This is a genomic window from Halobacillus sp. Marseille-Q1614, assembly GCF_902809865.1.
Lineage (GTDB): Bacteria > Bacillota > Bacilli > Bacillales > Halobacillaceae > Halobacillus_A.
In genome coordinates, this window is sequence record NZ_CADDWH010000001.1 from 1,063,398 (window position 1) to 1,077,444 (window position 14,047).

Annotated in this window: 12 protein-coding genes and 1 riboswitch; of the genes, 7 read left to right on the forward strand and 5 right to left on the reverse strand. The window is 42.8% G+C overall.

All coding sequences use genetic code 11. From position 1 onward, the window contains the following. Positions 1-9 precede the first annotated feature (9 nt). Positions 10-1,062, reverse strand: a complete 1,053-nt coding sequence (comGB, locus tag HUS26_RS05295) for a competence type IV pilus assembly protein ComGB (RefSeq protein ID WP_173916160.1) — start codon at positions 1,060-1,062, stop codon at positions 10-12. Further along, a complete protein-coding gene (gene comGA / locus HUS26_RS05300; RefSeq protein WP_173916161.1) occupies positions 1,037-2,029 on the reverse strand; it encodes a competence type IV pilus ATPase ComGA in 993 nt (330 codons plus the stop codon). The genes comGB and comGA overlap by 26 nt, the downstream gene beginning before the upstream one ends. Positions 2,030-2,129: 100 nt before the next feature. Here comGA and HUS26_RS05305 point away from each other — a divergent pair, with 100 nt between their 5' ends. Further along, a complete protein-coding gene (locus HUS26_RS05305) occupies positions 2,130-2,615 on the forward strand; it encodes a shikimate kinase (RefSeq protein ID WP_173916162.1) in 486 nt (161 codons plus the stop codon). 50 nt (positions 2,616-2,665) lie between these two features. After that, positions 2,666-2,842, forward strand: a complete 177-nt coding sequence (locus HUS26_RS05310; protein WP_173916163.1) for a YqzE family protein — start codon at positions 2,666-2,668, stop codon at positions 2,840-2,842. A gap of 2 nt (positions 2,843-2,844) precedes the next feature. On the opposite strand, the gene HUS26_RS05315 is transcribed toward HUS26_RS05310, so the two are convergent. Together HUS26_RS05315 and HUS26_RS05320 are read right to left on the reverse strand one after the other, a co-directional pair. Then, entirely contained in the window at positions 2,845-3,645 is an 801-nt protein-coding gene (locus HUS26_RS05315; protein WP_173916164.1) for a YqhG family protein, read from the reverse strand. Continuing rightward, on the reverse strand, positions 3,642-5,279 hold the full coding sequence (locus HUS26_RS05320; protein ID WP_173916165.1) for a DEAD/DEAH box helicase: 1,638 nt from the start codon (positions 5,277-5,279) through the stop codon (positions 3,642-3,644). The genes HUS26_RS05315 and HUS26_RS05320 overlap by 4 nt, the downstream gene beginning before the upstream one ends. A 166-nt stretch (positions 5,280-5,445) precedes the next feature. Then, positions 5,446-5,538, forward strand: a riboswitch (glycine riboswitch). 167 nt (positions 5,539-5,705) lie between these two features. Here HUS26_RS05320 and gcvT point away from each other — a divergent pair. The 3 genes from gcvT to gcvPB are packed head-to-tail and all read left to right on the forward strand — an operon-like array spanning position 5,706 to position 9,630. Next, positions 5,706-6,806: a glycine cleavage system aminomethyltransferase GcvT gene (gcvT, locus tag HUS26_RS05325; RefSeq protein ID WP_173916166.1), complete on the forward strand. Its 1,101-nt coding sequence runs from the start codon at positions 5,706-5,708 to the stop codon at positions 6,804-6,806. 21 nt (positions 6,807-6,827) lie between these two features. Next, complete coding sequence (gene gcvPA / locus HUS26_RS05330) at positions 6,828-8,177, forward strand: aminomethyl-transferring glycine dehydrogenase subunit GcvPA (RefSeq protein ID WP_173916167.1); 1,350 nt, start codon at positions 6,828-6,830, stop codon at positions 8,175-8,177. Next, positions 8,170-9,630 carry an aminomethyl-transferring glycine dehydrogenase subunit GcvPB gene (gene gcvPB, locus HUS26_RS05335; RefSeq protein WP_173916168.1) on the forward strand — a complete coding sequence of 487 codons (1,461 nt, stop codon included), beginning with the start codon at positions 8,170-8,172 and terminating at the stop codon, positions 9,628-9,630. The genes gcvPA and gcvPB overlap by 8 nt, the downstream gene beginning before the upstream one ends. A 29-nt stretch (positions 9,631-9,659) precedes the next feature. Here the strand turns inward: gcvPB and HUS26_RS05340 are convergent, their stop codons facing one another. Further along, complete coding sequence (locus HUS26_RS05340) at positions 9,660-10,040, reverse strand: rhodanese-like domain-containing protein (RefSeq protein ID WP_173916169.1); 381 nt, start codon at positions 10,038-10,040, stop codon at positions 9,660-9,662. Between the two features lie 391 nt (positions 10,041-10,431). Here HUS26_RS05340 and HUS26_RS05345 point away from each other — a divergent pair, with 391 nt between their 5' ends. Continuing rightward, positions 10,432-13,008, forward strand: coding sequence for a vitamin B12-dependent ribonucleotide reductase (locus HUS26_RS05345; protein WP_173916170.1), 2,577 nt, complete (start codon positions 10,432-10,434; stop codon positions 13,006-13,008). Positions 13,009-13,407: 399 nt separating this feature from the next. Continuing rightward, positions 13,408-13,842, forward strand: a complete 435-nt coding sequence (gene mntR, locus HUS26_RS05350; protein ID WP_173916171.1) for a transcriptional regulator MntR — start codon at positions 13,408-13,410, stop codon at positions 13,840-13,842. Positions 13,843-14,047 lie beyond the last annotated feature (205 nt).

Sequence of the window (14,047 nt, forward strand, 5' to 3'; positions counted from 1 at the left end):
TCTCTCCTTTTATATTTCATTTAGCCATTGATAGAGGGGGAGCATAATTGAAGCGTAGATTAAAACAACGATACAAGCGACTCCTAAAAAGAAAACCGGCTGCAGGATTAGAATAATTTTCGTCAATTTTTCTTTTAACTGATCAATTAGCAGCTCAGATAATACCTGCAGTTCGCGGCTTAAATTTTGTAAATCTGTTGTGTGGTGAAAAATAGATGTCATCTCTTCGCGAAGGAATGAACATGACTGCACAGAAGCTCCGAGCAGCTGTCCTTCGTTTAACTGCTTAAGAATGTGATCAGCATAATAAGAAATGTAGGGGCTTCGGTTCTGATCTTTGATGAGTTCAAGCGCAGGTTTCAAAGAGAGGCCGGCTTTTAATAAAGAGCTTAAGTGCGTAGCAAATGAAAAGGTGACCGTAAACATAAGGTAATTTTTTGCTATTGGAATCTTTTCGTAAATATTAAGGAGCTGGCTGGTTGAAAGTCGATGCTTTAAAGCATAAAAGCCTGCACAGAAGCATATTAAGGCCACAAAGGTGAAAAAAATGGAGGTTATTAAAATATCGACTGTATCTAATATCATCAGGCTCCACGGCTGTGCGCTGCTGTCATTAAACAGCGTCTGAAAACTGGGCAGTATCGTATGTTTAATGACTGTAAAAGAAAGAATTAAAAAGATGAATAGAAGCAGGGGGTATCTCAGGGAATCACTGAGCTTTTTGGAATAATTATATTGGAGTTCCAACAGATCTGCGCACTGCTGAATGATCAGGGGTAAATCTTTATGGATTCTTGCGAAGTACAGGAAAGCTACAACACGAGGTGAAAAATTTGCTTTTTTAAAGGCAGTATCAATCGGACTGCCGCTGTTTAGTTCATCCATCAATTGGCTGGATATTTTATGAAAAGCAGGGTCCCAGCTTGCCATTTTTAAGGAACCTAAAATTGGATAGCCTTTATTCAGCAGTTTGCTCAGCCGGTTTAAGTAAGTAATCTGTTTTTTTATGGATAATGATTTACCCTCTCGCAAGCGTCTAAATGGATGTAAAGCCGAGGGCATAGGCTTTCCTCCTTAATGAAGAAAAGGTCTGATAGGAAGGATCCTCTGCAGGCGGTTTATTATGAATCGCCTTTTGCAGAGTTTCTTTTTCCAATAGCTCGATGATAGCCGCGCGAGACGGAGTATTTCCCATACTTCTTAACGGGACCAGCTGCTGGGCGGCAATCGCAATCAGCGTCTGTTCTAAATCTGCAGGCTGGATCTTCATTTCTTTCAAGCGCTGGATGGTACCATAGGCATCTTTTGCATGGATGGTACTGATAACAAGATGGCCGCTTAGCGCTGCCCTGAAAGCGAAGTGTGCGGTTTCCTGGTCTCTGATCTCTCCGACCATAAGCAGGTCAGGGTCATGTCTTAATGCTGCTTTTAAACCCGTATCGTAAGTGACACCGGCTCGTTCATTTACCTGGACTTGAATAATTTCATTTAAATTTTTCTCAATCGGGTCTTCGAGTGTGATCGTCTGGAAAGATTGGTTTTTCATGAGGGACTGAAGCAGGGCGTATAGAGTAGTCGTTTTTCCACTTCCTGTGGCCCCTGTAAAGAGGATCATTCCGCTTTTGTGGGAAAGCCATCGTTTAATCACCTGTAATTGAGAGGGAAAAAGGAATAGCCGCTGGATCTGAAGGTGTTCGTGAGGAGAGAGAATGCGAATGGCCAGGCTTTCAAAGGCTGTGGTGGGTAATGTGGAAAGGCGGAGGCTGTAAAGGGAATTTTTCGTACGGTGTTCTAATGCACCGTTTTGTGGTTTTGTCACTTCCCCGATATCCATACCTGAGGTAAACTTAAAGTAGGCAAGCAGTTTCTGGTACGTCAGACTTGGCATGGAAGAGTAGAAGAGCCGTTCTCCATGAACTCGGAAATAAATGCTAGTCTTCTCTTTATAGGGGGAAAAGTGAATATCTGACGCGGATTGCTTTATGGCTGAAGTAATAATTTCCTTGGCATTAAGAGCTACTGTACTCACTGGCATATATCACCTCATTTTATTTTTTCATAGTTGTATTATTCGACATGAAATAGTAAAATCCTGCCTTAAACGATAAAGATTAAAGGAGGAATGAAAAATGATTTATCTTATCGGTTATATGGGAAGCGGGAAGTCTACCGTTGCCTCTCTGCTGAGTAAGAAATTAAATTATGAATACATAGAGATGGATCAGGAAATTGAGCGGAAGGAAGGTATGGAGATTCCACAAATTTTTAAAAATTACGGGGAGGACTACTTTCGAAATGCCGAGACGGATTTGCTTAAGTCGATAAGAGGCAAAGTGATTGTTTCAACTGGAGGCGGGGTGATTCTTTCGAAAGAGAATCGTGATTGGCTGATAGATCAAACGGTCATTTTCCTTGATGCTTCTTTTGATACGATTGATGAGCGGCTTAAAGAGGATACCACTCGTCCGCTTTGGTCCGGGCAGAAAGAGGAAAATAAGCAGCGCTATCAGGATCGCCTTCCACTCTATCAGTCGGCGGCTACGCACACTATAAAGGTGGATAAAAAAGAACCAGAAGAAATTGCTGAAGAAATACTCTCCTGTCTAAACATCTAGCCACCGGGACATAATAAAGACAGATGATGTTAAAAAGGCGGGATGGAATAATGAAGAAAAGCGAGTATGCACAGTTTCTCACTGAAGAAATGATCAGGCATATGCACATGACCAAGGAAGAGAAAATGGAGAAAAAGCAAGCTAAGCCTTCAAAACGAAGTACATCTTACTGGTTCGGACTTTTGCCTTTTGCCTTAAAAATGATAAGACGAAAAAACAAAAAGTAGCCTTATTGGGCTACTTTTTGTCCTGTATAAAGAGAAAGATAGAACAAGCCGCCATTAGCTGTTGTAAGAGTGATTCTCGGCTTATAGCGGACCTCAAGCTGTTCAGCTTCTTTCATATAGGTTTCCTCTTCCATATCATCTCTTGTATAAAAGTCATCCAGCAGTCCCTTTTCTGTGTTCAGCTGTTCTTCTGATTCTACCGCCCAAGTGCTGCTCATTTGAGTAATATAGTCTTCCGCATACTGGATAAGCCGGTTATAGCCGCTTTCTAAACGAATCAGAGGCGTCATAGGAAACGTGAAGTCAGAGACCTTCGGTGTTAGCGGGAGGTCTTTTATTTTTTCCATGGCGTTTGATAATACCATCCCGTTTATTAAATTGAGTCCTAGAGACAGGATTTCATTCCGCGTCTGTTTCCCTCTAAAGGTAAGCTGTAAATTGACAAACATCCAGGGCTGCAGCGGAAGGTGGGTCGACTGGTGAGCGATCGATTCATACAGCCGGGTGAACTTTCCTTTACTAAGGGCAAAATCGTATATCTGGTGAAGTTTCGGTGTCCCGGCATGGAGGAACACACCATCTTCCTCATCGCCTAAGCTGATATCTTTAAATGACAAGCTCATCGGATCACCCGCCCTGTTCATCTTCTTAATATAATGCCAGTAAAAGGGACGGTTCATTAGAGCTTCATCCATCTCCTGGGTAAGCTGGACTTTTAAAAACTTGCCGTTTCTCTCTTCCAACGTACAGCCATTTATCGAAAAGAATTCTTTCGTAAATTCATAATGCGGGTTAGACGTCAACTTGATTCCTTCCTTTCGTTTGCGGAGTATTCAACATAGCTTACTAAGTTTTTCATCTTAATATCGATTTCTCCCTGGGATTCGGATTCCTGAAGAATCGTCTGCACGTGACGTTCAAAGCTTCCGCCAGGTATTTTTTCCAAAATGGCATCAAGGTCGCCGACCGCATTTTGGAACAGCTGAATCTTTTCATAGAGCAGTGTCATAATGTGGTCTTCGAGCGTGTTTTTAATCGAAAAATTATAAATGTTAACATCAGATTCCTGACCGAATCGGTGAATCCGCCCGATTCGCTGTTCTAATCTCATAGGGTTCCAAGGCAGGTCATAATTAATCATGTTGTGACAAAACTGCAGGTTAATTCCTTCAGCTCCCGCTTCAGTAGCTACCATGACCTGAGCTCTTGTTTTAAACAGCTGTTTCATCCAGTCACGCTTACTTTTGTTGAACTTTCCGCTGAATGGAACTGAAGAGATGCCGCGCTGCTGCAGAAACCACTGCAGGTAAAACTGGCTGGCCCGGTACTCTGTAAAAACGATGAACTTTTCCCCGGATTGTTCGATTAGATCGGCCATTTTCTCTGCTTTAGTAGGATGAGGCAGAGTCCCCAGTCTTTCCATTAACTGAGTAAGTAATTCTGAAGGCTGCTTATCATTCATGGATTTTAGCGACATGTAGCAGGCCTCTCTGGAAGAACAAAGCTCTTTAGCGAGCGTCAGCCAGGTGAAAGATGGATAAGAGGTCCGAATTTCTTCTAAATCATTATAAAACTGCTGTTCCTCTTCATTGAAAGCCAGGCTGATGTTTTTAACTTTCCTTTTAGAGGAGTCAAGGCCGGTATCTTTTCTTAAATTTCGGATCATCAGCTTGCTTAGCAAGGAATGAATGTGCTGCTGTGTGTCTTGTTCGTCCAGCTGTACATTTTTATATTTCTTCTTAAAGGAAGTTAAATCTCCTAGATACCCCGGTTTTAAAATCGACACTAAGTTAAACAGATCGCTCAGATGGTTTTGGATCGGCGTAGCTGTTAAGAGAAGGCAGTATGTCTTTTTCAGCTGCTTAACAAACTGGTAATTTTTCGTTTGATGGTTTTTCAGCTTATGAGCTTCATCGATAATAATCAGGTCATAATCAATTTCTAAAATTTCTTCACGGTGGTTTTCTCTTTTTGCCATATCAATGGAGGTGACCGTCACGTCCCAGTTTTTCCAATCGGCATGTTTTTTTCTTGGAGCAGCAGCTTGTATATAGAACTTTTCGCTTAATTCCTGGATCCACTGATTGACGAGAGAAGCGGGTGTTAAGATTAGAACTTTTTTCGCCATGCCGCGGATCATATATTCTTTTAAAATTAACCCGGCTTCAAGCGTTTTTCCCAGTCCTACTTCATCAGCCAGGATTGCCCGTCCATTCATTTCATGAACGACCGTTTCACAAGCTTTCACCTGATGCTCAAGAAAATTTATATGGGGAAGCTGTTCAATAGAAAGCAGCCCGTCAAATGAAGGAATGGCCTGCAGCTTCAAGCTTTTATAAGCCAGCTTAAATTCTTCCCAGGAACATAAGGAATCTGATTGATCCAAACGTGTGTTTAATTCTTTAATAAATGGCTCATCATAATGTATATCAATCATCTGTATACCTCCTAAAACGCAATCGTCGTAAGATTTTTTTGAAATTTTAAAATCTGACCTGTACGACAAAGAACGCTATGGTATAATGAAGCTGAAATTAAGAGAGTTTTGTCGTAAGCTTTAAAGGTTAGTATACCCAGATCAATCTAACTAAATACTAAAGCGAATGACTGCAGGGGGAGAGTCTACATAAACGTAGCGCCGAAGGAGCAAGCAAGAAATTGTGAATCTCTCAGGCAAAGCAGACCTCTGTAGGACGCAGCTCTGGAGAGTGTTTATCAAAGGAATAAACCACCCAAGAAGCAAGCGTTAGGTGCGTAATGGAACGTATGGACAACGTGAAACTTTCTGGTGAACGGACAGAGACTCCTGTATAAGCGGTGGAGTCTCTTTTATTATGGAAAAAATTGGGCGAGGAGTGAGAGAATGGCTGACTTAAAACGTACCCCTCTCTTTGATGAATATCAAAAACAAGGGGCCAAAACCATTGATTTTGGCGGATGGGACCTGCCTGTTCAATTCTCAAGTATAAAGAAAGAACATGAAGCTACACGGAAAAAGGCGGGCCTCTTTGATGTATCTCATATGGGTGAAGTACTGGTAGAAGGAGAAGGAAGTCTTGCTTTCCTTCAAAAGATGTTAACGAATGATATTTCAAAACTAGAAAAAGGAAAAGCCCAGTACACAATTATGTGCTATGAGGACGGCGGCACAGTTGATGATTTAATTGTTTACATGCTTGATGAAAACAATTATTTACTAGTAGTGAACGCAGCCAACCGTGAGAAAGATGTGGATTGGCTTAAGTCTCATCAAGAGGAAAAAGTAACGATTACAGATGTATCGGATGACTATGTCCAATTGGCTCTTCAAGGTCCGCATGCAGAAAAAACTCTTCAGCAGCTGACCAATGAAGATCTTTCTTCTATTAAATTCTTTCGCTTTCTGCAGGATGTTTCGTTTAAAGGAGTCAAAGACAAAGCGATTGTTTCCCGCACCGGCTATACGGGTGAGGACGGCTTTGAAATTTACCTTCCGAGTGCTTCAGGACCGGATCTATGGCAAGCCATTCTTGAGGCAGGAGCTGAATATGGAGTCCAGCCCGTCGGACTTGGAGCAAGGGACACACTAAGGTTTGAAGCCAATCTGGCTCTCTATGGCCAGGAGCTCAGCGCGGAAATTTCGCCGCTCGAAGCGGGTCTTGGATTTGCTGTTAAGCTTAAGAAAGAAGAAGATTTTATTGGCAAGGAAGCTTTGAAAAAGCAGAAAGAAGAAGGGTTATCGCGTAAGCTTGTCGGTATTGAAATGATAGATAAAGGAATTCCGCGCACAGGCTACCAGGTTTTTGACGGGGATAAAGAGGTTGGTTTTGTGACTACAGGGACTCAATCGCCGACACTTGGTAAAAATGTCGGATTAGCCCTGCTTAATACAAAATATACAGAAGCCGGCACAGAGGTTGAAGTACAAGTTCGAAAGCGCAAATTACGTGCAAAAGTAGTGCCGACTCCATTTTACAAAAGGTAGAGAAAGAGGGAGGGTTTGAACATGGAATTTCGCTATTTACCGATGACTGAAAAAGATAAAAAAGAAATGCTGGAAACAATCAACGTATCTTCCACAGATGAATTATTTGCAGATATCCCGGAAAACATTCGTTATCAGGGTGAACTGAACATTAAGCCGCCTAAAAATGAATACGCCCTGACGAAAGAGTTAACCGAGCTGGCCGGTCAAAATGTCAACACAAAAAGCCATACCAGCTTTCTAGGGGCCGGGGTTTATGATCACTATATTCCTTCTATTGTAGACCATGTCATTTCGAGGTCGGAATTTTATACGGCTTACACTCCGTATCAGCCGGAAATCTCTCAAGGAGAGCTGCAGGCGATCTTTGAATTCCAAACAATGATTTGCGAATTAACAGGTATGGATGTCGCTAACTCGTCAATGTATGACGGAGGAACTGCTCTTGCCGAAGCTGTAAACCTTTCAGCAGGACAGACGAAGAAGAAAAAAGTGCTCGTTTCAAAAGCGATTCACCCTGAGTCCCTGGCTGTCATTCACTCTTACGTGAAGGGGCCTAATCTTGAAGTTGTTGAAATCGATCACAAAGATGGTATGACAGATTTAGATCATCTGGAAAGAGAGCTCGATGAAGAAACGGCGAGCGTAGTTGTGCAATATCCTAATTTCTTCGGTCAGGTGGAGCCGCTTGATCAAGTGAAAAAGCTCGTGGACAGCCAGAAAAAAGCGATGCTGATTGCTTCAAGCAACCCATTAGCTCTTGGTTATTTAACACCTCCAGGCGAATTTGGCGCGGATATCGTCGTTGGTGACACACAGGTGTTTGGAATTCCTGCCCAATACGGAGGACCTCACTGCGGCTATTTCGCGACAACGAAGAAACTGATGAGAAAAGTACCCGGCCGTTTAGTCGGACAGACAAATGATGAAGAAGGCCGCCGCGGTTTTGTATTGACACTTCAGGCGCGAGAGCAGCATATCCGCCGGGATAAAGCGACGTCTAATATTTGTTCAAACCAGGCGTTAAACGCTCTAGCCTCTTCAGTTGCACTATCTTCTCTAGGGAAGCAGGGTTTAAAACGAATGTCCTGGATGAATATTCAGAAAGCTGCCTATATGAAAAAACAGCTTGAATCAGCCGGTTTTGCAACAGCTTTTAAAGGGGCGTTCTTTAATGAACTCGTTGTCAACGTTAAGCATGACGTCAGCCAGGTGAATGAGAAGCTTCTTGAAAAAGGAGTCATCGGCGGTTATGACTTAAACCGAGACTTCACAGAATTACAGGGACATATGCTCGTTGCGGTCACGGAAGTACGTACAAAAAAAGAGATTGATCATTTCGTAAAAGAAATGGGGGATATTTGTGGCTAATCAGGACTTTCCATTAATTTTTGAACTGAGCCAGGAAAGCCGTACAGGCTTCAGCCTGCCGGAATTCGATGTGCCGGAAACAGATATAGACGAGATGCTGGGAGAAACGTTTGTTAGAAAAGAAGCGCCTGACCTTCCTGAAGTAAGTGAACTTCAAATTATGAGGCATTATACAGGGCTGTCCACTAGAAATCATGGAGTGGATTCAGGCTTTTACCCGCTGGGATCATGTACAATGAAATACAATCCGAAAGTCAATGAAGATATTGCCCGTATAGAAGGATTTAGTCATATTCATCCGCTGCAGCCGGAGGCAACGGTTCAGGGAGCTTTAGGGCTGATGTACGATCTGCAGGAGTCTTTGACAGAAATTACAGGGATGGATACGGTGACCCTGCAGCCTGCTGCAGGAGCACATGGAGAATGGACCGGCTTAATGATGATCCGTGCCTATCATGAGGCGAATGGGGATTATAACCGTACGAAGGTCATCGTGCCTGATTCCGCTCACGGAACAAACCCGGCTTCGGCAACAGTTGCCGGCTTTGAAGCTGTAACAGTAAAATCTGATGAGCGCGGCCTTGTCGATTTAGAGGATTTAAAACGGGTTGTTGATGATCAGACGGCTGCTTTAATGCTGACAAACCCTAACACGCTTGGACTTTTCGAAGAGAATATTGAAGAAATGGCTTCTATCATCCATGAAGCAGGAGGTAAGCTTTATTATGATGGAGCTAACTTAAATGCTATCCTCGGTTATGCGCGCCCGGGAGATATGGGATTTGATGTCGTGCACTTAAACCTTCATAAAACGTTCACAGGCCCTCACGGCGGCGGTGGACCAGGATCAGGGCCGGTAGGTGTTACTGCTGAGTTTGAACCTTACTTGCCGAAGCCGGTGCTGATTAAGAAAGATGATCAGTTCGGGTTCGAATATGACCGTCCTAAATCAATCGGCCGGGTGAAGCCGTATTACGGCAACTTCGGCATCAATGTGCGTGCCTATACGTATATCCGTACAATGGGTGCAGAAGGATTAAAGAAAGTAAGTGAGTATGCGGTATTAAACGCGAACTACATGATGCGCAGGCTGCAGAAGGAATACGAACTTCCTTTCGATCAGCACTGTAAGCATGAGTTCATTTTATCTGGAAAGCACCAGAAGAAACTTGGAGTCCGTACACTTGATATCGCCAAACGGCTGCTTGATTTTGGCTATCATCCTCCTACGATCTACTTCCCTATTAATGTAGAGGAAGCGATTATGGCAGAGCCGACAGAAACAGAATCCAAAGAAACGCTCGATGCATTTATCGATGCTATGCTTCAAATCGCAGAAGAAGCTAAAGAAAACCCGGAAATCGTACAGGAGGCGCCCCATACGACGATTGTCAGTCGTATGGACGAAACGAAAGCCGCCAGAAAACCTGTCTTGCGTTATATGAAAAACTAAAAAAAGACGCTGCGTAGCTGCAGCGTCTTTTAATTTTTTGATTTAATTTTGCCGTGCCATTTTTTAAAGCCGCCTTGCAGCTGGTTTAAATCTTTATACCCTTTTTTATCAAGCATGAGTGCAGCACGTGTGGAACGGGCACCGCTTTGACAATAAAGATAGACAGGCTTGTCCTTGCGAATTTCAACGAGCCGGTTTCTCATCTGGGACAACGGAATATTTCTAGCTCCTAAAATATGTCCCCCTTCAAATTCCTTAGGCTCACGAACATCGATCAGCTGCGCTTTTCTATATCCTTGTCGAAACTCATCTTCTGTTAAGGTTTTCAATACTTTTCTAGTTTTTAAATATCGGAAAATTCCAAAGCCGATTAAAAAGACGATGGCTCCGATTAAAATCCAAAGTTCCATTCTCTCTACCCCCTCTTCCCCTATCTATTATATGAGGGATAGCGGTTGATTTCAAAGTTTTTATTTGAAAAGCTCAGGAGAATGATAATTATTTTTCTTGGACGAAACCCGCTCCATCATTTACAATCATGCAAGTGAGAAAAAATCTAGTGGCAGAGAAATTGAAGGTATTTTTCTTTCATTATCTCTGTTTCACTTGATTTATTGGAAGTTTTTTAAATTGACAAAGTTCTACAATGTTGTTCAATAACACAATATATGGAGGTCGAAATATATTTCAGTACAATATATTGATTAAGATTTTGTAAATGTGGTATGTTACTAATAGACTTATAAATATTTGTTTCTACGTGCTTCCTCTACGGCAGCATGGAAGAAGGGAGAGGTTTGGATGCAGATAACGCCCACTAGCAGTGACGCTAACTCCAAAATTGATATTGACCGCTTAAATGCAGACATAAGACAGTTTGAACAAGTACATGAAATTACACCAGATATGAAGCTGACCCATAGCGGGGTATCTCGCTTAGTTATGCTCGACCGCTATGCTTTTAAAGATACGGAAAAGATCTCTTTATCTGAAGGGGATTTCGTTGTCCTGACGGTTAAAGACGATCCAAAGTTCCCAGCACGTGGATTTGGGTTCATCCAGAACATTGACTGGCAGACACACAAAGCAGTGGTAAAAGTTGAACCAGAATTCGTGAATGTGCTCGAAGGGGAAGAGGAGCGGGAAACCGGATTAATCACTCGAAATCTCGACACGATCGATAAACCTCTGGAAGTATATTACGAGCAGATCGCACTGCGGAATGCCACCGGTCTTTCTGCAGTAGAAGTGGATGAACAGAAAAGACAGGAAAGCTTTGAAAAGTTTTATGAAGAACTATCAAGCTTAAACTTTATTCCTGCCGGACGAGTGCTTTACGGAGCCGGGTCAAATACAGACGTTACGTACTTTAATTGTTATGTTATGCCTTACATTCAGGATTCACGGGAAGGAATCTCTGATCACCGCAAACAGGTTATGGAGATTATGTCCCGAGGCGGCGGTGTTGGAACAAATGGTTCTACTCTTAGACCGCGTAACACACTTGCCCGAGGGGTAAATGGAAAGTCTTCCGGGTCTGTATCCTGGCTTGATGATATCGCCAAGCTGACTCACTTAGTAGAGCAGGGAGGTTCAAGACGCGGTGCACAAATGATTATGCTGTCGGACTGGCACCCTGATATTATTGAATTCATCATTTCAAAAATGCAGAACCCAAGAATTCTGAGGTATTTGATCGAGAATACCGAAGATGAACAGATTAAAAGCCTGGCGAAGGACAAGCTGAAGTTTACTCCTTTAACTGAAACCGAAAGAGACCTGTATCAAAGCGTTGTGAACTATAAATCAATGCCTGGTCTTGGCGGTTTTACCGAAGCTGCCATTCGTGAAGCAGAAGAAAAGCTGAGTACTGGCGGAACTTATACAGTGAATAACCCTGATTTTCTGACAGGAGCCAATATTTCCGTATGTATTACAAAGGAATTTATGGAAGCTGTAGAAAATGAAACCGAATATCGATTAAGATTTCCGGATGTAGAATCGTACACACCGGAAGAAATGGCCGTTTATAATGAAGAATGGCAGGAAAGCGGCGATGTACGGGAATGGGAAGCGCGAGGAATGGGAGTTAAAACCTATCGTACTGTTCAAGCAGCTGAATTATGGAACCTGATCAACATTTGTGCGACATATTCAGCAGAGCCGGGCATTTTCTTTATTGATAATGCAAATGAAAAAACAAATGCAAATGCATATGGCCAGAAAGTGGTAGCGACTAACCCATGTGGAGAACAGCCTCTTGCTCCATATTCTGTTTGTAACCTAGCAGCTGTTAACCTTGCATCCGTTGCAGATAAAGAAGCGAAGAAGGTGGACTTTGATAAGCTTAAGAGAACAGTGGCAACAGGCGTAAGAATGCAGGATAACGTTATCGATGCTACTCCTTACTTCCTAGAAGAAAATAAAAAGCAGGCACTTGGAGAGCGGCGTGTCGGACTTGGGGTAATGGGTCTTCATGACCTTTTAATTTACTGCGAAACAGAATATGGTTCTGAAAAAGGTAATAAGCTGGTTGATGAAATCTTTGAAGTTATTGCAACAACCGCTTATCGCGCATCCATTGAACTTGCTGCAGAAAAAGGAAGCTTCCCGTTCTTAGTTGGAAAAACTGATGAAGAAACGAGGCAATTAAGAGAAAACTTCATCCAAACCGGCTATATGAAAGATATGCCGGAGGATATTAAAGAGGGTGTTTTGAGATATGGAATCCGTAACTCTCACCTTCTGACTGTTGCTCCTACCGGAAGTACCGGAACAATGGTCGGAGTAAGTACAGGGCTCGAGCCTTACTTCTCCTTCTCTTACTATAGAAGCGGCCGTTTAGGTAAATTTATTGAAGTAAAAGCCGATATTGTGAAGGAATATTTGGATAGAAATCCTGATCAGGATCCAGAAAACCTTCCAGATTGGTTTATAACAGCCATGACGATGACACCGGAAGCTCACGCGGATACACAGTGCATTATTCAGCGCTGGGTCGACAGCTCAATTTCTAAAACGGTAAACGCACCAAAAGGCTATTCAGTGGAACAGGTAGAAAAAGTTTATCAGCGCCTGTATCACGGAGGTGCAAAAGGCGGTACAGTCTATGTAGACGGAAGCCGTGACAGCCAGGTTCTTACTTTAAAGGCAGAAGAAAACGCCTTTGATGGAGAGCAGACCGAATTTGAATTTGAAGAGGATAAGAAGCCTCGTGTTGTATTAATGGATACTGTCCATGAACTTGAGAAAACAAATGTAACCATTGGATCAGAGGTGGGAGATACCTGCCCGGTCTGCCGCAAAGGTACGGTTGAAGATATTGGCGGCTGTAATACATGCACCAATTGTAATGCCCAGCTGAAATGTGGACTATAAACAAATATTAAAAGCAAATAAAACAAGCTGTCGAGAAATTCTCGGCAGCTGTTTTTTTGAATTTCTGAAAATGAATGTCAGGTTTGGAAAATAAATAGGATAGGCTTTGTTGGTTGAAAGGAATATTGCGTAACTAAGGGAAATATTCGGTTCACAAGGAGAAGGGAGCAAAGATGAGAGACACATGATGAAAAATGGACGATCCGAGCCGCCGCACCGAGGGTTACTCGTGGAGGCTCGGGCGTGCATCTGCAAATAGCGAGCGATCTGTGTTCCCGGTGCCAGTATAAGATAGGATAGGCCAGCCCTTTTATTCGAACGGCCGCTTCCTTGTTTTTAAAGGGAATCTAGTGTATCATTTTCATGAAAAGATACCGAAAGCTGTATTGGGGGTTTACCATGCCGACGCCAAGTATGGAAGATTATATCGAACAAATTTACATATTAATTGAAGATAAAGGGTACGCCCGCGTCTCTGACATAGCAGAGAATCTGCAAGTTCACCCGTCATCGGTAACGAAAATGGTTCAGAAATTAGACCGGGACAAGTACTTGAACTATGAAAAATACCGCGGGCTGATTCTCACAGCTAAAGGGAAGAAGATCGGCAAACGCCTCGTATACCGCCATGAATTACTCGAGCAGTTTCTAGAGATTATCGGCGTTGATGCAGATAAGATTTATGAAGATGTAGAAGGCATTGAGCATCACTTAAGCTGGAATTCAATTGATCGCATCGGAGACTTAGTCCAATATTTCGACGAAAATAATGAACGGCTTAAAGAATTAAGAGAAGTTCAGCGCAAGAACGAAGAACAGAATAATGAAGATTAAAAGACGGACTAAAAGTCGTCTTTAGGCTGTCGAGAAAGTCTCGATAGCTTTTTTAGGTGCAGAAACATCTGCTTGGTGAATACCGCGAGTCTCCTGCAGAATAACGGGTGATCCGAGACTCCGGAGTGAGGGTTTTCGCATGGAGGCTTTGGCGTTCGTCCGCTCCAAAGCGAAGTGATTTGCTCGTACGTCAGCACAAAGCTTT

Bases quoted from the DNA above. Each gene is read 5' to 3' on its own strand.
- gcvPA (WP_173916167.1), top strand. From the start codon at position 6,828: ATGGAATTTCGCTATTTACCGATGACTGAAAAAGATAAAAAAGAAATG.
- gcvT (WP_173916166.1), top strand. From the start codon at position 5,706: ATGGCTGACTTAAAACGTACCCCTCTCTTTGATGAATATCAAAAACAA.
- HUS26_RS05310 (WP_173916163.1), top strand. From the start codon at position 2,666: ATGAAGAAAAGCGAGTATGCACAGTTTCTCACTGAAGAAATGATCAGG.
- comGB (WP_173916160.1), bottom strand. From the start codon at position 1,062: ATGCCCTCGGCTTTACATCCATTTAGACGCTTGCGAGAGGGTAAATCA.
- HUS26_RS05320 (WP_173916165.1), bottom strand. From the start codon at position 5,279: ATGATTGATATACATTATGATGAGCCATTTATTAAAGAATTAAACACA.
- HUS26_RS05305 (WP_173916162.1), top strand. From the start codon at position 2,130: ATGATTTATCTTATCGGTTATATGGGAAGCGGGAAGTCTACCGTTGCC.
- mntR (WP_173916171.1), top strand. From the start codon at position 13,408: ATGCCGACGCCAAGTATGGAAGATTATATCGAACAAATTTACATATTA.
- HUS26_RS05340 (WP_173916169.1), bottom strand. From the start codon at position 10,040: ATGGAACTTTGGATTTTAATCGGAGCCATCGTCTTTTTAATCGGCTTT.
- HUS26_RS05345 (WP_173916170.1), top strand. From the start codon at position 10,432: ATGCAGATAACGCCCACTAGCAGTGACGCTAACTCCAAAATTGATATT.